The 18388-nt window shown below is 73.8% G+C and carries 15 protein-coding genes; 9 read left to right on the top strand and 6 right to left on the bottom strand.

What is annotated here, in order from left to right; genetic code table 11:
- Window positions 1-38: 38 nt before the first annotated feature.
- The gene (locus AC4BDD_RS03240) at window positions 39-1682 is read right to left on the bottom strand and encodes an acyl-CoA synthetase (RefSeq protein ID WP_490689438.1); all 1644 of its coding nucleotides are present in this window, start codon (window positions 1680-1682) and stop codon (window positions 39-41) included.
- Between the two features lie 166 nt (window positions 1683-1848).
- Between AC4BDD_RS03240 and AC4BDD_RS03235 the strand changes: the two genes are divergently transcribed.
- The 5 genes from AC4BDD_RS03235 (at window position 1849) to AC4BDD_RS03215 (ending at window position 6436) form a co-directional block, all read left to right on the top strand.
- Window positions 1849-2652, top strand: a complete 804-nt coding sequence (locus tag AC4BDD_RS03235; protein WP_490689437.1) for a crotonase/enoyl-CoA hydratase family protein — start codon at window positions 1849-1851, stop codon at window positions 2650-2652.
- 68 nt (window positions 2653-2720) lie between these two features.
- On the top strand, window positions 2721-3764 hold the full coding sequence (locus AC4BDD_RS03230) for a Zn-ribbon domain-containing OB-fold protein (RefSeq protein ID WP_490689436.1): 1044 nt from the start codon (window positions 2721-2723) through the stop codon (window positions 3762-3764).
- Window positions 3765-3823: 59 nt separating this feature from the next.
- A complete protein-coding gene (locus tag AC4BDD_RS03225; protein WP_490691635.1) occupies window positions 3824-4891 on the top strand; it encodes a thiolase family protein in 1068 nt (355 codons plus the stop codon).
- Complete coding sequence (locus tag AC4BDD_RS03220; RefSeq protein WP_490689435.1) at window positions 4888-6054, top strand: thiolase family protein; 1167 nt, start codon at window positions 4888-4890, stop codon at window positions 6052-6054. The genes AC4BDD_RS03225 and AC4BDD_RS03220 overlap by 4 nt, the downstream gene beginning before the upstream one ends.
- A 142-nt stretch (window positions 6055-6196) precedes the next feature.
- Window positions 6197-6436, top strand: a complete 240-nt coding sequence (locus AC4BDD_RS03215; protein WP_490689434.1) for a DUF397 domain-containing protein — start codon at window positions 6197-6199, stop codon at window positions 6434-6436.
- 70 nt (window positions 6437-6506) lie between these two features.
- Here AC4BDD_RS03215 and AC4BDD_RS03210 read toward each other — a convergent pair whose 3' ends face one another.
- Window positions 6507-7208 (bottom strand): leucine-rich repeat domain-containing protein, encoded by a 702-nt coding sequence (locus AC4BDD_RS03210; protein ID WP_490691634.1) that lies wholly within the window; start codon window positions 7206-7208, stop codon window positions 6507-6509.
- 80 nt (window positions 7209-7288) lie between these two features.
- Window positions 7289-7990, bottom strand: coding sequence for a maleylpyruvate isomerase family mycothiol-dependent enzyme (locus AC4BDD_RS03205; protein ID WP_490689433.1), 702 nt, complete (start codon window positions 7988-7990; stop codon window positions 7289-7291).
- A 56-nt stretch (window positions 7991-8046) separates the two neighbouring features.
- Here AC4BDD_RS03205 and AC4BDD_RS03200 point away from each other — a divergent pair, with 56 nt between their 5' ends.
- Window positions 8047-8724: a CGNR zinc finger domain-containing protein gene (locus tag AC4BDD_RS03200; protein WP_490689432.1), complete on the top strand. Its 678-nt coding sequence runs from the start codon at window positions 8047-8049 to the stop codon at window positions 8722-8724.
- A 4-nt stretch (window positions 8725-8728) separates the two neighbouring features.
- Here the strand turns inward: AC4BDD_RS03200 and AC4BDD_RS03195 are convergent, their stop codons facing one another.
- The gene (locus tag AC4BDD_RS03195; protein ID WP_490689431.1) at window positions 8729-9856 is read right to left on the bottom strand and encodes an isoafricanol synthase; all 1128 of its coding nucleotides are present in this window, start codon (window positions 9854-9856) and stop codon (window positions 8729-8731) included.
- A 273-nt stretch (window positions 9857-10129) separates the two neighbouring features.
- Here AC4BDD_RS03195 and AC4BDD_RS03190 point away from each other — a divergent pair, with 273 nt between their 5' ends.
- From AC4BDD_RS03190 to sph, 3 genes are all read left to right on the top strand, one after another.
- Window positions 10130-13009 (top strand): ATP-binding protein, encoded by a 2880-nt coding sequence (locus AC4BDD_RS03190; protein WP_490691633.1) that lies wholly within the window; start codon window positions 10130-10132, stop codon window positions 13007-13009.
- A gap of 76 nt (window positions 13010-13085) precedes the next feature.
- Window positions 13086-13586 (top strand): hypothetical protein, encoded by a 501-nt coding sequence (locus tag AC4BDD_RS03185; protein WP_490689430.1) that lies wholly within the window; start codon window positions 13086-13088, stop codon window positions 13584-13586.
- 235 nt (window positions 13587-13821) lie between these two features.
- The gene (gene sph / locus AC4BDD_RS03180; RefSeq protein WP_490689429.1) at window positions 13822-14823 is read left to right on the top strand and encodes a sphingomyelin phosphodiesterase; all 1002 of its coding nucleotides are present in this window, start codon (window positions 13822-13824) and stop codon (window positions 14821-14823) included.
- 73 nt (window positions 14824-14896) lie between these two features.
- Here sph and AC4BDD_RS03175 read toward each other — a convergent pair whose 3' ends face one another.
- Both AC4BDD_RS03175 and AC4BDD_RS03170 read right to left on the bottom strand, forming a co-directional pair.
- Window positions 14897-16801: an N-acetylmuramoyl-L-alanine amidase gene (locus AC4BDD_RS03175; protein ID WP_490691632.1), complete on the bottom strand. Its 1905-nt coding sequence runs from the start codon at window positions 16799-16801 to the stop codon at window positions 14897-14899.
- Between the two features lie 311 nt (window positions 16802-17112).
- Entirely contained in the window at window positions 17113-18213 is a 1101-nt protein-coding gene (locus tag AC4BDD_RS03170) for an aminoglycoside phosphotransferase family protein (protein WP_490689428.1), read from the bottom strand.
- Window positions 18214-18388 lie beyond the last annotated feature (175 nt).

Raw genomic sequence — 18388 nt, 5'->3', positions numbered from 1 at the left:
TGCCCCCAGGGAGGTGCCCCCAGCCCACCACCGCCCTGCTACGGAAGGCTGCCGCGCGGCGCCTCCCCTTCCGCGGCCACCGCCCGGGCCCAGCGGTAATCCGCCTTGCCGCTGGGCGAGCGCTGGATGCGGTCGGTGAAGACGACGGTGCGCGGGATCTTGTAGCCGGCGAGCCGGGCGCGGCAGTGCGCCCGCACCGCGTCGGCGGTCAGTGGCCCGGCGCCCGCCCGGGGCTGGACGACCGCGGCGACCCGGCTGCCCCACCGCTCGTCGGGCACCCCCGCCACCAGCGCGTCGTACACGTCCGGATGGGCCTTGAGCGCCTGCTCGACCTCCTCCGGGAACACCTTCTCGCCGCCGGTGTTGATGCACTGCGAGCCGCGCCCCAGCACGGTGACCACGCCGTCCTCGTCGACCGTGGCCAGGTCGCCGAGGAGCACCCAGCGCTCCCCGTCCGCCTCGAAGAAGGTCTCGGCCGACTTCTTGGGGTCGTTGTGGTAGCCCAGCGGCACATGGCCGCGCAGCGCGATCCGGCCCGGTACCCCGACCGGCGCCGGCCGCCGGGTCACCGGATCGACCACCGTCGTACGGGCGTTGACGTGCAGCCGGAAGCCGTTGCGCGGCCCGGAGTCGTCGGTGGCGGTGCCGTTGAAGCCGGACTCCGAGGAGCCGAAGTTGTCGAGCAGCCGCACCTGCGGCAGCAGCGCGGTGAACTCGGCGCGCACGGTGTCCGTGAGGATCGCCCCCGAGCTGCTGACGACGAACAGCGAGGAGCAGTCGGTACCCTGGCACGGCCCGGCCAGCGCGTCGACGAGCGGCCGCATCATCGCGTCGCCGACCAGCGAGAGGCTGGTGACCCGCTCCCGGGCGACGGTCCGCAGCACCTCCTCGGGCGCGTAGCGGCGGTGCAGTACCACCTTCTGGCCGAAGTCGAAGGCGATGAAGGCGGTGAGGGTGGAGGTGCCGTGCATCAGCGGGGCGGTGGGGAAGAAGACCAGGCCCTCGCCGCCCTCCGCGACCCGCTGGGCCAGTTCCCGGGGGCGGCGCACCGGCTCGCCGGTCGGCGCGCCGCCGCCCAGCCCGGCGAAGAACAGGTCCTCCTGCCGCCACACCACGCCCTTGGGCATCCCGGTGGTGCCGCCGGTGTAGATGATGAACCGGTCGTCGGCGCGGCGGCGCGGGAAGCCGCGCTCGGGCCGGCCGGCGGCCTCGGCCTCGGCGAAGGGCACCGGTGCCGGGGCGGGTTCGGGCGTGTCCGGCGGCGGGGTGCCGACCCGGATCAGATGGCGCAGGGTGCGGGCCCTGGGCGCGGCGGCGGCCACCCTGGGGCCAAACTCCGCGTCGTAGACCAGCGCGGCCAGCTCCGCGTCCTGGTAGAGGTAGGCCAGCTCGTCGGCGACGTAACGGTAGTTGATGTTCACCGGTACGGCGCGGATCTTCAGGCAGGCCCAGAGGGTCTGCAGGTACTCCACCCCGTTGTACAGATGCAGCCCCACGTGCTCGCCCGGGCGGATCCCCGCCTGGCGCAGATGGTGGCCGAGCCGGTTGGCGGCGGCGTCCAGCCGGCCGTAGGTCAGTCGCCGGGTGGCCCCGCCGCCGGTGTGGTCCACGAAGACCAGCGCCTCACGGCCGGGGACCGTGTCCACGATCGACTCGAAGAGATCGGCGAGGTTGTACTCCACGGCTCCTCCTGGGGAACGGGAGCGGGGTTCCGGCGGTCATTAGAGCGTCGGGCGACCGCCGTGGGAAGAGCCCTCGCAAAGAAATCTGACTGACTGTCAGAAAACTATTGAAGTCGCTCCACGCCTCCTGCAACCTGCTCGGGTACCCGAGGACGGGAGGGCCGCCATGGGCGGAACCGAGCATGTGGCCGTGGAGCGGGCCGGGGCGACCCTGGTGATCACCCTGAACCGGCCGGAAGCCAGGAACGCGCTGTCCCTGCCCATGCTCGTCGGGCTCCACGACGGCTGGCTGGCCGCCGACGAGGACGACTCCGTACGCTCGATCGTCCTCACCGGCGCGGGCGGCGCCTTCTGCTCGGGCATGGACCTCAAGGCCCTCGCGGACGGCGGGCGGATGGCCGGTGAGGCCTACCGGGACCGGCTGGCAGCCGACCCCGACCTGCACTGGAAGGCGATGCTCCGCCACCACCGGCCGCGCAAACCGGTGATCGCCGCGGTCGAGGGCCCCTGCGTCGCCGGAGGCACCGAGATCCTCCAGGGCACCGACATCCGGATCGCCGGCGAGAGCGCCGTCTTCGGCCTCTTCGAGGTCCGCCGCGGCCTCTTCCCGCTGGGCGGCTCCACGGTGCGGCTGGCCCGCCAGATCCCGCGCACCCACGCCCTGGAGATGCTGCTCACCGGCCGCCCGTACACCGCCCGGGAAGCCGAGCGCATCGGACTGATCGGCCATGTGGTGCCCGACGGCACCGCGCTCGGCAAGGCTCTGGAGATCGCCGGGCTGATCAACGCCAACGGGCCGCTGGCCGTGGAGGCGGTCAAGGCCTGCGTCCACGACACGGCCGGACTCCCGGAAGCCGAGGGCCTCGCGCTCGAACTGGCCCGAGGCTGGCCGATCTTCGCCACCGCAGACGCCAAGGAGGGCTCCCGCGCCTTCGCCGAGAAACGCCCGCCCGTCTTCCGGCGCGCCTGACCGAGAGCGCGGAAGCCGCCGAGGCCGCCGTAGCCGCGGAAGCCGCCGAGGCCCGACAAGGAGCCACCGTGTCCGAACTCCTCACCGCCCCGCTCACCGTCGAGTTCCCCTTCACCCGCTCCCTCGGTCCGGTGCAGAGCGCCTTCCTCACCGGGCTGCGCGAGGGCACCCTGCTCGGGGTGCGGACCGGTGACGGCCGGGTGCTGGTGCCGCCGGTCGAGTACGACCCGGTCACCGCCGCCGAACTGCGCCAGCTGGTCGAGGTCGCTCCCACCGGCACCGTCACCACCTGGGCCTGGAACCCGGCCCCGCGTCCCGGACAGCCGCTGCCGACCCCGTTCGCCTGGGTGCTGGTCCGGCTGGACGGCGCCGACACCGCCCTGCTGCACGCCCTCGACGCTCCCGGCCCCGACGCCCTGCGCACCGGCATGCGCGTACGGGTGCGCTGGGCCGCGACGCGGCGCGGCGCCATCACGGACATCGCCTGCTTCGAACCGTACGAGGACCGGGACCACGAGGACCGGGACCACGAGGGCCGGGATCACGAGGACGGGGCCCACGGGGACCGGGCCGGAGAGGGCGAGAGCGGCACGGGAGCGGGCCCGGGCGAGGAGGCCGTGCCCAGGCCGCACAGCGGGCGGTTCGCCGACCCGGTCACCGCGATCACCACACCCGCCCGCCTGGAGTACACCTACACCCCCGGCCGCGCCCAGTCCCGCCATCTCGCCGCGCTCGCCGACCGCACCATCCTCGGGGAACGCTGCCCGGCCTGCCGGAAGGTCTACGTGCCGCCCCGGGGTGCCTGCCCCACCTGCGGGGTGGCCACCGGCGAGCCGATCGAGGTCGGCCCGCGCGGCACCGTCACCACCTTCTGCGTCGTCAACATCAAGGCCCGCAACCTGGACATCGAAGTCCCCTACGTCTACGCCCACATCGCGCTCGACGGCGCCGACCTCGCCCTGCACGGGCGGATCGGCGGCATCCCCTACGACCAGGTCCGGATGGGCCTGCGCGTGGAGCCGGTGTGGAGCGAGGGCAGCCGCCACCCCGACCACTACCGCCCCACTTCAGAGCCCGACGCCGACTACGACAGCTACCGGGAGCTGCTGTGAGCCGCCTCGCCACGGACCCCGCCACCACCGACGACGCCACCGCCGCCCCAGGCGCCGCCATCGACGTCGCGGTCGTCGCCTTCGCGCAGACCGACCACCGGCCCGCCACCCCGGAGGTCTCCGAGGTCGAGATGCTGATGCCGGTGCTGCACCAGGTGCTGGGCCAGACCGGCCTGACGGCCGGCGAGATCGGCTTCACCTGCTCCGGCTCCTGCGACTACCTCGCCGGGCGGCCCTTCTCCTTCACCATGGCCCTGGACGGCGTCGGCGCCTGGCCGCCGGTCGCCGAGTCCCACGTCGAGATGGACGGCGCCTGGGCCCTGTACGAGGCGTGGGTCAAGCTGCTCACCGGGCGGGCCGAGACCGCCCTGGTCTACGCCTACGGCAAGTCCTCGGCCGGCGACCTCCGCTCCGTCCTCACCCGCCGGCTCGACCCCTACTACCTCGCCCCGCTGTGGCCCGACCCGGTGGCGCTCGCCGCCCTCCAGACCCAGGCCCTCATCGACAGCGGCGCCACCGACGAGCCGGCCCTGGCCCGGATCGCCGCGCGCAACCGTGCCGCCGCCACCGGCAACCCGCACGCCCAGCTCGCCGGTTCCGCCACCCCCGATCGGCTCCTGGACGAGGACTACCTGATCCAGCCGCTGCGCCGGCATGACTGCCCGCCGGTCGGCGACGGGGCCGCCGCGGTGATCCTCGCCGCCGGGGACACCGCCCGGCGGCTGTGCGAACGGCCCGCCTGGATCCGCGGCATGGACCACCGCGTCGAGGCGCACTCGCTCGGCGTGCGGGACCTCACCGACTCGCCCTCCACCCGGCTCGCCGCCCGGCACGCGGGTCTCTTCGAGGCGCCGGTGGACACCGCGGAGCTGCATGCCCCCTTCACCGCCCAGGAGGTGATCCTCCGCCGGGCGCTGGACCTCCCCGAGGACGGCCCGGCCCGGGTCAACCCCTCCGGCGGGGCGCTGGCCGCCAACCCCATGATGGCCGCCGGACTGATCCGGCTCGGCGAGGCCGCCTCCGGCATCCACCGGGGCACCTCGGACCGCGCCCTGGCCCACGCCACCTCGGGGCCGTGCCTCCAGCACAACCTGGTGGCCGTCCTCGAAGCGGAGGAGACGCGATGAGCGCGGAGCCGGTGGCCGTCGTCGGGATCGGCCAGACCAAGCACAGCGCGGCCCGCGGGGACGTGTCCATCGCCGGACTGGTCCGCGAGGCGGCCCGGCGGGCCCTGGACGACGCCGAGTTGACCTGGGCGGACATCGACGCCGTGGTGATCGGCAAGGCTCCCGACTTCTTCGAGGGCGTGATGACCCCCGAGCTCTACCTCGCCGACGCCCTCGGCGCGGTCGGCAAACCCCTGCTGCGGGTGCACACCGCCGGCTCGGTCGGCGGCTCCACCGCGCTCGTCGCCGCCGACCTCGTCGCGGCCCGGCGCCACCGGACCGTGCTCACCCTCGCCTTCGAGAAGCAGTCCGAGTCCAACGCCATGTGGGGCCTGTCCCTGCCGGTCCCCTTCCAGCCGCCGCTGCTGGCCGGCGCGGGCGGCTTCTTCGCCCCGCACGTCCGGGCCTACATCCGGCGCACCGGGGCGCCCGACGGCATCGGCGCGCTGGTCGCCTTCAAGGACCGGCGCAACGCCCTGAAGAACCCGTACGCCCATCTGCACGAGAGCGAGCTGACCCTGGAGCAGGTGCGGTCCTCGCCGATGCTCTGGGACCCGATCCGCTACTCCGAGACCTGCCCCTCCTCCGACGGCGCCTGCGCGATGGTCCTCACCGACCGCGCCGGGGCCAGACGCGCGCCGCGTCCCCCCGCCTGGCTGCACGGCGGGGCCATGCGCAGCGAGCCGACGCTCTTCGCGGGCAAGGACTTCGTCTCGCCGCGCGCCGGCCGGGACTGCGCCGCCGATGTCTACCGGCAGGCGGGCATCACCGACCCGCGGCGGGAGATCGACGTCGTGGAGATGTACGTGCCGTTCAGCTGGTACGAACCGATGTGGCTGGAGAATCTCGGCTTCGCCGCGCCCGGCGAGGGGTGGAAGCTCACCGAGTCCGGGGCCACCGCCCTCGACGGCGACCTGCCGGTCAACCCCTCCGGCGGGGTGCTCTCCAGCAACCCCATCGGCGCCTCCGGCATGCTGCGCTTCGCCGAGGCGGCCCTCCAGGTGCGCGGAGAGGCCGGGGAGCACCAGATCGAGGGCGCGCGGACCGCGCTCGGCCATGCCTACGGCGGCGGCGCGCAGTTCTTCGCGATGTGGGTGGTGGGCGCCGCCCCGCCCACCGGCTGACCCGCCCCGCCGAGCCATCGTCCCGGCCCCGCCCCGGCGAGCTCTCTTACCACACCGGCCGGGGGATTTCCGGTGACCTGTCCGGGACGGTCGGCGATCGCTAGGGTGGGCGCGGACGACGAACAGGGAGGAGCTAGAGGACGTGGCCGACACCACCACCGAGCAGCGACCGGAAGCCGACAAGAAGCCGAAGCTGGACCTCACGGACGCCCAGTGGCGTTCCAGCAGCCAAGGGACGGGCGATGTGCAGATCGCCTTCGTCGAGGGCTTCATCGCGATGCGCGACGGCCGCCACCCCGAGGGCCCGGCCCTGATCTTCACGCCGGCCGAGTGGCGCGCCTTCGTGCTGGGCGCGCGGGACGGCGAGTTCGACCTCACCTGAGCGCGGTGCGAGCTGCCCGGGCACCCCGGGCAGCTCGCACACCCCTGACCGATCGGTCCCACGGGCCCGGTCAGGTGAGGACGACGCAGCCGCGCGCCCGCAGTGCGCGCAGGTGCTGATGGTCGTCATCGAGCCCCATCCAGCGCAGGTCGAGCTTCTCCAGCGACGGCAGCTCCGCGATCCAGTGCGGGAGTTCTGGCAGCCGGTTGCTCCGCAGGTCGACGTGGCGCAGCAGCGGCAACCCGCGCAGCGCCTCGGGCAGTGCGCCGAGGGCGTTCTCCCGCAGATCCAGATGGCGCAGCTCCCGCAGCCCGGCGGCGCTCCCCGGCAGGCCGGTGAGCCGGTTGCCGCGCAGCCACAGCTCCCGTAGCGCGCCGAGCCGCCCGATGCTCTCCGGCAGCTGCTCCAGCGCGTTGTGCTGGGCGCGGAGTTCGACCAGGGCGGTCATGCCGCCCAGCTCCGGCGGCAGCCGCTCGAGCCGGTTCTCGCCGACGTTGAGATAGCCGAGCCGGGACAGCCGGCCGATGGTGCCGGGCAGCCGGGTGAGCCGGTTGTCGTGCAGATAGAGGTAGCGGCTCAGCTCGGGCAACTCGCCGATCTCCTCCGGCACCTCGGTCAGCCGGTTGTGCCCCAGGTCCAGGGTGTGCAGCCGCCGCAGCCGGCCGATGCCGGGCGGGAGCGCGGTGAGCTGGTTGTCCGCGAGGACGAGCACCCGCAGCTCCTGCCGCCGCCACACCTCCTCCGGGACGCTGCCCAGCCCGGCCCGCCACAGATCGAGCCACTCCGCCGCGCGGTCCTCGGGCGCACCGGCTCCGCCCCCGCCGTCTCCGCCCGCGTCGGTGGGCCCGGCGGTCACGGCCAGGGCCCGAGGACGGGGAGCGGAGCCGTGCCGCTGTCCAGCCGCCCGGACACCTCACGACCCGACAGCCACGCGGCCAGATCGCCCAGTTCGCCCCGGACGGTCACCGGCTCGCCGTCGCCCTCGGCGGTGTGCCGCTCCGGGCCGTCGGTGGCCTCAAGGACCAGCCGCACCCCTTGGGGCGCCCGCACCGCCAGATGCGCCAGGGCGTGGCGGCAGAACTCCCGGGGCCAGTCGCCCGGACCGTAGCCGAGCAGCAGATCCGCCGAGTGGATCTCCAACTCCCGCCACCAGCCCAGCAAAGTGGCCCGCAGATCGGCGTCGCGGTAGCGGACCGGACGCGTCCAGTCCTCCGGCCCGACGGCCCGCCAGGCGTCCTCCGCCTCGACGAGCGCGGCAGTCACCGCCGCGCGCAACTCCTCCGCGGTGCGCCGGGACCCGGCCTCGATCCCGGCCGCGCGGGCCGGCCGTCCCCCGTCATATACGTCGATCAGCTCGCCGCGCAGCGCGTACCGGGCCTGCCGGGCGAAAGCCAGCCCGATGCCCTCGATATGGGCGAGCACATGGGCCCGGCTCCACTCCGGCAGCGCGCTCGGCTCCCGCACCGCGGCCTCGGTGAGCCCCTCCAGCAGGCCGGGCAGCCGGTCGTGCCCGGCCAGCACCGCACCGCGCAGCTCGTCGTCCGCCAAGATCACAGCAGCACCTCCCCCTCCATGGCTAATGGTTGGATCGTGAGAGTAGCATTAGCCTCATGCCGGATTCACCGCACTCTCCGCTCGCGCTCGCCCTCGCCGTCACCATCCGCCACGACGGGCACGGCGGTGTCGCCGACGACCTCACCGACGGCGCCGGACTCCACGCCTGGGTGCGGGAGCACGCCGAGGCGCTGCGTGCGGCCGGCTGGCCGGGCCAGGCGACCCCTGCCAAGGGCGAGGCGCCATCCGGCGAAGGGGGCCGCAAGGGGCGGGAGACCGGCGGGCTCGGGGCGGACGCGGCGGCACTCGCCGCCGTCCGCGAGGTGCGGGCCGCGGTCCGGGCGCTGTTCGCCCGCGCGGTGCGGCCCGGCCCGCCCAGCTCCGCCGACGCCCACCGGCTGCCGCCCGCCGACGCCGCGATCGCCCGGCTGAACGCCGCCGCGGCCCGCGTGCCGGCGGTGACCCACCTCGACTGGCCCGAGGACGGCGAGCCGGTGCTCCGCGCGGTGCGCCGGCCCGGCGCGTCGGATGGCGAGCTGCTGGCCGCCGTCCTCGCGCGCGAGGCCATCGCCTTCCTCGCCGGACCGCTGCGCGAGCAGCTGCGCTCCTGCCAGGCCCCGCGCTGTGTGCGGTACTTCCTCAAGGGGCACCCGCGCCAGGAGTGGTGCGGGCCGTCCTGCGGCAACCGGGCGCGCGTCGCCCGTCACCAGCGGCGGCACCGGTCCGACTCCTGACACCTCAGGCGATACCGCCCGCGGCCCGCGCTCCGCCGTCCGCCGCGGAGTCCAGGTCGCCCAGCGGGGTGAGGTCCGCCCAGGGACGTTGCCGTCCGCTGCTCACCGCGGCGACGCCCCGCTCGTCGTACCGCGAGGTGCTCAGGGACCAGGCCAGGCTGCCCGCCATCACATGGCGCATCCCGTCGACGTAGGCCGCCGCCTGGCTCCGCAGCTCGGCCGGGGCGCCGTCCCGGGCGAGCATCACGGGCAGTTGCGCGGCCAGTTCCTCGAAGAACCGGAACCGGGCATTGGCCAGCGCCGCGATGTGCCGCACCGCCGCGTCGAGGGTGCCGCCGTGCCGCTCCCGGCGCAGGATCACGCTGTTGTGGACCTCGCCGGCGGCCAGCTCCTTGTCCAGCGAGACGATGTCGTTGATGAAGATCACCACGTCGTCGGTGGCCTGGCGCATCAGGGTCAGCGGATAGCCCTGGTGCACCGCCTGGGGCAGCACCTGGCCGCCGAAGCGTTCATGCAGGTCGAGGCAGGGCTGCACGCCCACCGAGTGGCGCTTCACCGCCAGCAGCGCGTCCAGCGACTCGACGGGTCGCCCGGCCCGCTCCTGGGCCTCGCGTGTGTGGGCGCTGAGATAGCCGCACCAGTGGCGCCGGAAGCGCTGTCTCCACAGCTGGGGCATACCGGCGTTGATGCGGCGCCACAGATCGCGGAAGCTGTCCAGTAGGGGAGTGGAGGAAGCGGTGTCGTGCAGTCCGCTCCCGGCCGCGGGCTCCTCGGTGATCCGGATGACGCTGTCCACCAGCCGGGCGACCGCCTCCGGCCGGCAGCCCAGCTCCCCGTCGAACTGGTCGTCGAAGACGAAGAACCAGCCGTTGAGATCGTTGGCGAGGGCGAGTTCGGAGCCGGTGGCCCCGGGATAGAACAGCGCCGATAACCGGTCCAGCCGCTGGGCGTCGTACTCCGCGATCTCCGTCTCCCGGCCGAACACGCCGAAGCGGCGCAGCCATTGGATGGTGTGCAGCCGCGCCGCCTCCCCGTCCGGGCTGGCCGCCGTGGTCACCGGGATCTCGAGCAGTCCGGCCCGCTCGGCCAGGCCGGCCACCGCGGCCTGAGGTCGCACCGTCGTCGTGTTCATCTTGCCCCCGCTTGTCTCCGGCCCTGAGCGTCGCCTGAAATGAGCGCAATCGCGCCATGTTTCGCCCGCCGTCGCGCGGTCGTGCGCGGGGGCGCGATCCAATGATTGGTCGATAGTACGTACGTCGAATTGGTGTGTGCCAGGGTCCTGTGCCCGTGAGATTTCGGCCACGAGGGTGCTACGGAGTGTTCCGTAGGGATACGCTCAGCGTGACCTGCCGGGAGAGGACGCAACGTGGACGAGGGCGTGGCGAACAAAGCCCGACCGGGCCGGATGCTGGTCGAGCGGGATGCCGAACTCAGCGCGGTGGACGCCGTGTTGGCCGAGCTGGCCGACGCCGGGGAGGAATCCGGGGAGCCTCGCACCGGCGGAGTGATCGCGTTCGCCGGGCCGGCGGGCGTCGGCAAGACCGCCCTCCTGGGCGAACTGCGCCGCCGGGCCGCCGCCCGCGGCTGCACCGTGCTCTCCGCGCGCGGTGGCGAGCGCGAACAGGGCGTCGCCTTCCATGTCGTACGCCAGATCGTGCAGCCCGTCCTCGCGGCGGCCGGCGAAGCCGAACACCGCAAGATCCTCGGCAGTTGGTACGACATCGTCGCGCCCGCCGTGGGACTGGTCGTCTCCCGCGACGGCGGCGCCCCCGACCCACAGGGCGTCCGGGACGGCCTGGACTGGCTGGCCACCCGCTTCGCCGTCGAGTACGGACCGGTCGTGGTGATCCTCGACGACGCCCACTGGGCCGACACCGAATCCCTGGACTGGCTCACCGGGTTCGCGCCCCGCACCCAGGACCTGCCCATCCTGCTGGCCGTCGGCTACCGCCCCGAGGACCTGACCGCCGAGGCGGCGGGCTTCCGGCGCCTCGCCGAGCGCCAGGGCTCGCGGCCGCACGTCCTGGCGCCGCTCACCCCGGGCGCCGTCGGCCGCATGGTGCGCGCCACCCTCGGCGAGGATGCCGAGGACGGCTTCTGCCGCGAATGCTGGGCGGTGACCGGCGGCAACCCCTTCGAGATCGTCGAACTCACCGCCAAGATCCGCGACCAGGAGCTAGAACCCCGCTCCGCCAACACCGCCGAGCTGCGCGGGCTGGTCTCCACCGCCAGGGACAACGGCCTGATCGACCGGCTGGAGCGGCTCGGCACCTCCGCCGTCCGGCTCGCCTCGGCCATCGCCGTGCTCGGCACCGAGGCGACACCCGCGCTGGCCGCCAGCGTCTCCGCGCTCAGTGCCACCGAGACCCGCCAGCTGATCGGGCGGCTCCGCGACGCCCGGATACTGGCGCGCGGCACGCTGGGCCAGGACACCCTGGAGTTCCTGCACCCGCTCATCGCCACCGCCGTCTACCAGGCGATCCCGGCGGCCATGCGCGTCGCGATGCACGGCCAGGCCGCCACCGTCGTCGTCGACGCCGGACTCGGCGCCGCGGCCGCCGGACGCCACATGCTGGAGATGTACCCGGAGGCCGACTCCTGGGTGGTCGACCAGCTGCGCGAGGCGGCCCGCGACTACCTGCGGGCCGGCGCCCCGGAGGCTGCCCGCCGCTGCCTGGAGCGGGCGCTGCGCGAACCACCGAGCCTGGAGGACCGCGCCGCGGTCCTGTTCGAACTCGGCTGCTCCACCTCGCTCACCGCACCCGCCACCACCGTCAACCACCTGCGGGCCGCGCTGGAGGAGCCCGTCCTCGACCCGGCGCTCCGCGAGGCCGCCACCGTCCGGCTCGCCCAGGCGTACGGACACAGCGGACGGATGGACGAGGCCGCGCGGATCGTCGAGGACGAAGCCCGGCGCGCCACCGGCATCCGCACCCGGCTGCGCATGCAGGCCGAGCAGTTCATGTGGAACGCCTTCCGCGCCGACGAGGAGGACTCGCCCGCCCGCTCACGGCGGCTCGCCCGGCTGGTGGAGCACCTCGGCGACCGCGGTCTCCCCGAGCGCTACCTCCTCGGGCTGCGGGCCTGGGACGCCGTGGTGCGCGGCGAGCCCGCCACCACCGCCCTGCGGTACGCCGAGGAGGCGCTCGGCTCCGGACTCAGCTGGACCGGCGACGACTGGGGCTTCGAGGTCCCCATCCTGGTCGCCCTCACCTTCGCCTACGGCGACCAGCCCGGCCGGGCCGAGGCGCTGTTCCAGCGGGGCATCGCCGAGTGCGAGCGCAAGGGCTGGCGCGGCTCCCACCTCGCCTTCGGCCTCACCCTGCTCGGCTACATCCGCTACCGGCGCGGCCGGCTCACCGAAGCCGAGGAACTCGTCCGCGAGGGACTGCGGATCGCCGACCGGGTCGGCACCTCCACCCCGGCGCAGTGGGCCGCCGTCGGCACCCTGGTGCAGACCCTGCTGGCGCGCGGACGCGTCGCGGAGGCCCAGGAGGTGGCCGAGGCCCACGGCTACGACGGCACGGTGCCCAAGGCCGTGGTCTACCCCGACGCCCAGGCGGCCTACGGCGAGCTGCTGCTCGCCCGCAACCTGCACCGCGAGGCCCGCCAGCAGCTCGCCGCGGCAGGGCGGCGGCTGGACGGCCGCGGCATGCGCAACCCCGCCTGGTGCCCCTGGCAGCTGCACCTCTCGCAGGCGGTCGCGCTGACCGACCCCGACCAGGCCATAGAGCTCGCGGAGGAAGCGCTGCGCCGCGCCCAGCAGTTCGGCACCGCCTCCGCCATCGGCCAGGCCCTGCACAACGCCGCCTCGGTGGCCCGCGGGCCGGAGCGGATCAAGCTGCTGGCCGAGGCCGTCAGCGCTCTGGAGCGATCGCCGTCCGGCTACGACCTCGCGCTGGCGCTCGTCGACCACGGCGCCGCGCTGCGCCGCATAGGGCTCCCGCAGGAGGCCGGGGACCGGCTCTACCGGGGTCTGGAGGGCGCCCTGCAGTGCGGGGCCGATGCCCTGGTGCTGCGCGCCCGCGACGAGCTCTCCGCCGTCGGGCTGCGCACCCTCCCGCTGCACGCCGACGACACCGGCACCCTGACCCGGCAGGAGCAGGCCGCGGCCGAGCGGGCCGCCGCCGACGTCAGCGACGCGCGGATCGCCGAGGAGCTGGGGATCAGCGAGCAGACGGTGGCCCGGCTGCTGTCCGGCGTCTACCGCAAGCTGGGCACCAACCGCGCCGGCCTGCCGAAGGTCATCGAGATCGACGACGACGCCGGCTGGCGGTGCCGCTGACGCACCGCGATCGCGCCGTGGGTCGGGCCCCCGCCCGGTGCGGCGGTCGGCGGCGCCGGGCACGTACCATGTCCGCATGTCGTTCCTCCGCCGCCGCAGCGCCGCCACACCCACCGGCCCGGACTTCGACGTCCTGGCCATGGATCCGGGCGACTGGCCCGGCGATCTCGGTGCCGGGCTGCTGCCCGCGCCGGACGGCAGCTGCCAGGGCGTCTTCCTGCGGTACGACCTGTTCGGCGGCCGCGGCCCCGCGATGATCATCGGCAATCTGCCCGAGGGATCGCCGGCCCGGGAGCTGGCCGAGGGCCAGGTGCCCTTCGAGGTCACGCAGCTGCTCGCCGCGCTCGGCAACGACGAGCCGGTGCAGGTGGTCGATGCCGAGGACACACCCGTGATGCACGAGGACAACCTCCTCATCGTGCGCCGCATCAAGCTCTCCGAAAGCCGCATCTCCTGCGCCCAGTTCGACCGCAGCGACGGCGTGCTGGTCACCATCGCCAGCTGGGACCGGCCCATCACCGACGATCTCTACCGGCTGCTCAAGCCGCTGCCCGCGGAGATGTTCCAGCAGGGCTGACCGGCCTCCCCCTCGCACGCCCCGGACCCGCCCGGCGGGGGACCGGGGCGTCCGCGTTTCCCGGCCCGGCGTCCGCTCTTCCCCGGATCCCGCCAGGCTTTCGCCGGTCTTCCGCGCCCGTCGGCGACCGAACGTACGGTTCACGGAAGATTTTTCGTCTCCAGGGTGTTACCTGAGGGTAATTTCACCTGCTTGTATGTGCGCGTCACTTCCCCCACGTGTTTGAGGAGATGCCGTGCCGCATCCCATGCTCCGCCGTGCCCAGGGTGCCGCGATCGCGACCGCGCTGGCCGGAGCCGCCCTCGTGGCATCCACCCCGTCGGCCACCGCCACCACCGCGGACGCTCCCCGGTCGGCCGCCGCGGACACCCCCGGGCTGAACGTCCTGACCTACAACGTCTTCCTCTTCAGCAAGACGCTCTACCCGAACTGGGGACAGGACCACCGGGCCAAGGCCATCCCGCAGGCCGACTTCTTCCGCGGCCGCGACGTGGTCGTGCTCCAGGAGGCGTTCGACAACTCCGCATCCGACGCCCTCAAGGCGAACGCGGCCACCGACTACCCGTACCAGACACCGGTCATGGGCCGCTCCAAGACCGGCTGGGACGCCACCGGCGGCAGCTACTCGTCCACCACCCCCGAGGACGGCGGCGTGACCGTCCTCAGCAAGTGGCCGATCGTGCGCAAGGAGCAGTTCGTCTACAAAAACGCCTGCGGCGCCGACTGGTACTCCAACAAGGGCTTCGTATACGTCGTGCTGAACGTCAACGGCACCAAGGTCCATGTGGTCGGCACGCACGCCCAGTCCACCGACCCGGGCTGCGCCGCGGGTGAGGCCGCGAAGGTCCGCAGCCAGCAGTTCAAGGAGTTGGACGCCTTCCTGGACGCCAAGGCCATCCCGGCCGGCGAACAGGTGATCGTCGCGGGCGACTTCAACGTCGACTCCCGCAGCCCCGAGCACGCGACCATGCTCGCCGACGCCGGCCTGGACGACGCCGAGCGCACCGGCCACCCCTACTCCTTCGACACCCAGGACAACTCCATCGCGGCCGAGCGCTACCCCACCGACCCGCGCGAAGACCTCGACTACGTGCTGCACCGGCAGGGCCACGCCCGCCCCGCCACCTGGCACAACGAGGTGATCAAGGAGCAGTCCGGGCCCTGGACGGTCTCCAGCTGGGGCAAGGAGTACACCTACACCAACCTCTCCGACCACTACCCGGTGACCGGCTCCTGAGCCGCCGGTAGCCGACAGGTGACGGTCCGCGGGTGCGCCAGCCGGCGCCCCGCGGGCCGTCACCCGCCACCGCTCAGCCGCCCGAGCGCCGTACCGTCACATCGGCGGCCTTCACGAACGCCACCCGGTGCCCGAACTGCACCTGGAGGTACGTCTCCTGACCCCGCACCACCCGGTGCCCGGCCGGGTCGAAGGTCGTCGCCCACAGATACTCGCCCTGGGTCCGCAACCCCAGCGCGTACTCCTGGCCCGCCGGCAGCTTGTACGGCAGCGGGGAGACGGCCTGCACCGGCACCTCGGCCGGATACGCCTCCTTCTCCGGGTAGGCGCGCCCGTACACCGGGACCTCGGCCGCCCCTTCCTTCGGGGTGACCACCAGCCCCTTGCCGTCCACCGCCGTCGGCTGCTTCCGCGGGTTGTGGAACCACGCCTTCTGCCCCAGGTACCAGACCGCGGTCCAGTCGCCCGAGCGGTCCGCCACCGCGAACCGCTGGCCCGTCGAGGCGCGGGCACCGGTGTCGTTGACCCCGGTGGTCGACGGGCTGCCGTCCGGCCGCAGACCGATGTCCTTCACGAGCGGGGACTCCTCGCTCGGCCCGGTGTGCAGCCGCACCGCGCCCGAGCCGTGCGGATCGCAGGGCTGCGCCGGCTTCACACATCCGGTGTAGACCGGCTCGTGCTCGTCGTACTCCGGACGGATCGTCACCAGCCCGCCGTGCGGCCCGGCCGTGCGGTGGAACGGGGCGCCGAGCAGGGTGAAGTAGTGCGCCCAGTCCCAGTACGGGCCGGGGTCGGTGTGCATGCCCCGGATGGTCGCCGTGGTCGTGCCGGGCACGTTGTCATGGCCCAGGATGTGCTGCCGGTCCAGCGGGATGTCGTACTTCTTCGCCAGATACCGCACCAGCCGGGCCGAGGTGCGGTACATCGCCTCGGTGTACCAGGCGTCCGGCGCGGCCAGGAAGCCCTCGTGTTCCAGCCCCACCGACTTGGCGTTCACGTACCAGTTGCCCGCGTGCCAGCCGACGTCCTTGGTCGGCACGTGCTGCGCGATGTGACCGTCCGCCGAGCGGAGGGTGTAGTGCCAGGACACGTACGTCGGATCCTGCACCAGCTTGAGCGTGGTCTCCCAGGAGCCCTCTGTGTCATGGATGATGATGTAGTCGACGCGCTGCGAGACGGGGCGGTCGCCCTTGTCGTGGTTGCCGTAGTCGCCGCCGCCCAGGTCCTCGTAGGGTGCCGGGATCCATTCGCAGGCCACGTGCCTGGGGCACTCGACGTTCCCGTCGCGCTCCCGCCGGGGCAGCCCGAGCGACCGCAGCAGCCCGGTCCGGGGCGCCAGCCCCGGGTCCGCCGCCAGCACCACCCGCTGGCCCGCGTCGGTGGTGCGCCGCTCGCCGCCGCGCATCACCGCGAAGACGTCGTCGGCGAAGACCGCCGCGGTCTCGGCGTCGGACGCCCCCGAGTAGCCCGCCACCGCGGCGTACCAGTCGGCGGGATCCCCGCTCAGCGGCAGCCCCAGCTCGCGCTGGCGTTCGGCCAGCAGCGCCGCGCCGCCGCGCACATTGGCGGTCTGGTCCTGGCGCAGCTCCCGGGCGGACAGCCCGGTCAGCCGGGCGGCCCGGTCCAGGGTGCGCAGCCGCGCCGGCATCCTGGCCGGCTCGGGCAGCTCGGCGACGACGGCCTTCACCGCCCGCGCCGCGTCACCGCGCGCGTCCTCCGCGCCATGGCTGTGGTGCGGCGCCTCGGCCAGCGCGGTGCGCGCGTCGGTGAGGTGCATCGGGCCGTAGCCGCCGGTGACGCTGGGGGCGCCCTGGTGCCCGTCCCAGCGGGACTCCAGATAGGAGACGCCCAGCAGCACACTCCGCGGGACGTGGAACTCTTCGGCTGCGTCCGTGAACGCCTCCTGGAGCGCGCCGGTCCGCGGCTGCCCGGCGGTGGCGGACGGGGCCGCGGAGAGGAGGGGCAGCAGCAGCGCCATGCCGGCGACGGCGCCCGCGGCCCGCAGCGCCGGCGTGCGCCGCACCGCTGGGATGCGTGTTCGTGCCTGGGGGATACCTCGCAATGCGGCCTCCTCGGGTTGGGGCGTGCCCGGGCACCGCCCAGCCGTGGCTGGGGAGTGGTGAAGCGTGCGGGGTCGAACGCCCTAGAGGTATCCGCTGCCAGACGTCTCGTCAATCATCTCCGGACCTGCAAAATGCACACGTCCGGCCCGTGCCGGCTCCTTTCCCGGCACGGGCGCTGGGCCTGCGGCACGTCACTGGTCCAAACCGGTGACGTGCCGTCATCCCCTCATCGGGTGCCGACCGCGGCCCGCACCGCACGCCGTGCCATCGCGCAGTCGTCATGGAGCCGGCGCAGCAGCAGCCGCTGCTCCTCGCCCGCCCCGACCGTGCCCGGCGCGAGTGGGGCGGGGTCGGTCATGGTGCGGTGCACGGCCGTCTCATAGGTGCGGATCTCGCGGGTCAGCACCAGCATCAGGTTGACCAGGAAGGCGTCCCGCGCCGCCGGCCCCTCGGTCTGGGCGAGGGTGGCGATCTGCCGCCGTGCCGCCGGGGCGTCGCCGAGCGCCGTCCACAGCGTCGCCAGGTCGTACCCCGGCAGATACCAGCCCGCGTGGTCCCAGTCCACCAGCACCGCGCCGGCGGGGGAGAGCAGGATGTTGTTGAGCAGTGCGTCGCCGTGGCAGAACTGCCCCCGCCCCTGCCGGCCCGGCGCGTGCGCCAGCCCGTGCAGCAGCTTCTGCAGATCACCCATGTCCCGGTCGGTGAGTAAGCCCAGCTCGTGGTAGCGGGAGAGGCGGGCGGCGTAGTCGATCGGCGCGTCGAACCGGCCGGCCGGCGGCCGCCAGCTGTTGATCCGGCAGATCGCGCCGAGCGCGGCCCGGATGTCCGCCCTCGGCGGCGGCTCGACCGGATACCGCTGGAGAGCCGCTACCCGGCCCGGCATCCGCTCGATGACCAGCGTGCAGTTCTCCGGGTCCGCGGCGATCAGCCGGGGGACGCGCACCGGCGGCCGGTGCCGGACGAACGCACGGTATGCCCCTATTTCGTGCCGGAATCGCTCCGACCAGGCGGGCGAGTGGTCCAGCAGGCACTTGGCCACCGCCGTTGCGCGCCCAGTGGTGCCGACCAGAAGTACGGATCGTCCGCTCCGACGCAGCACCTGAACGGGGTTGAACTCCGGGCAGATCCGATGCACCGACGCGATCACGGTGCGCAGCTGCGCCCCCTGCGGGCCGGACAGGTCAAGCCGTCCGCTCAGCGACTGCGGCCCGAGCCCCGGGGCCCGTCGCACCCGCCCGCCATGAGTGGGGTCGAGGTAAGGGCCGCCGCCGGTGTGCGGGCGGTGCGGCCGAGTTGGAACGGACACGGAGGACGATGCTGCGTACATGGGCAATACAGATCCCTTCGTGTGCCGACGAGTGGTGCGCTCCCGGCCCCGGGTGGTCCGCACCCTGGGGAATGCGGCCCGGACGCCGGGCCGGGTGGCGCGTTCCTACACCACACCCCCGAGCGGGTGGCACACCATCTGGCGGACCCTGGCGAACCCTGGCGAATAGTCGCCT

Source organism: Streptomyces sp. JLBT605, from assembly GCF_058215555.1.
The sequence above is the reverse complement of the archived record's forward strand: the minus strand, read 5'-3'. Positions and strand labels throughout refer to the sequence as shown.

Coding starts and splice junctions, on each gene's coding strand:
- AC4BDD_RS03235 (WP_490689437.1), top strand. CDS start 1,849: ATGGGCGGAACCGAGCATGTGGCCGTGGAGCGGGCCGGGGCGACCCTG.
- AC4BDD_RS03220 (WP_490689435.1), top strand. CDS start 4,888: ATGAGCGCGGAGCCGGTGGCCGTCGTCGGGATCGGCCAGACCAAGCAC.
- AC4BDD_RS03200 (WP_490689432.1), top strand. CDS start 8,047: ATGCCGGATTCACCGCACTCTCCGCTCGCGCTCGCCCTCGCCGTCACC.
- AC4BDD_RS03195 (WP_490689431.1), bottom strand. CDS start 9,856: ATGAACACGACGACGGTGCGACCTCAGGCCGCGGTGGCCGGCCTGGCC.
- AC4BDD_RS03190 (WP_490691633.1), top strand. CDS start 10,130: ATGCTGGTCGAGCGGGATGCCGAACTCAGCGCGGTGGACGCCGTGTTG.
- AC4BDD_RS03185 (WP_490689430.1), top strand. CDS start 13,086: ATGTCGTTCCTCCGCCGCCGCAGCGCCGCCACACCCACCGGCCCGGAC.
- AC4BDD_RS03175 (WP_490691632.1), bottom strand. CDS start 16,801: ATGGCGCTGCTGCTGCCCCTCCTCTCCGCGGCCCCGTCCGCCACCGCC.
- AC4BDD_RS03170 (WP_490689428.1), bottom strand. CDS start 18,213: ATGTACGCAGCATCGTCCTCCGTGTCCGTTCCAACTCGGCCGCACCGC.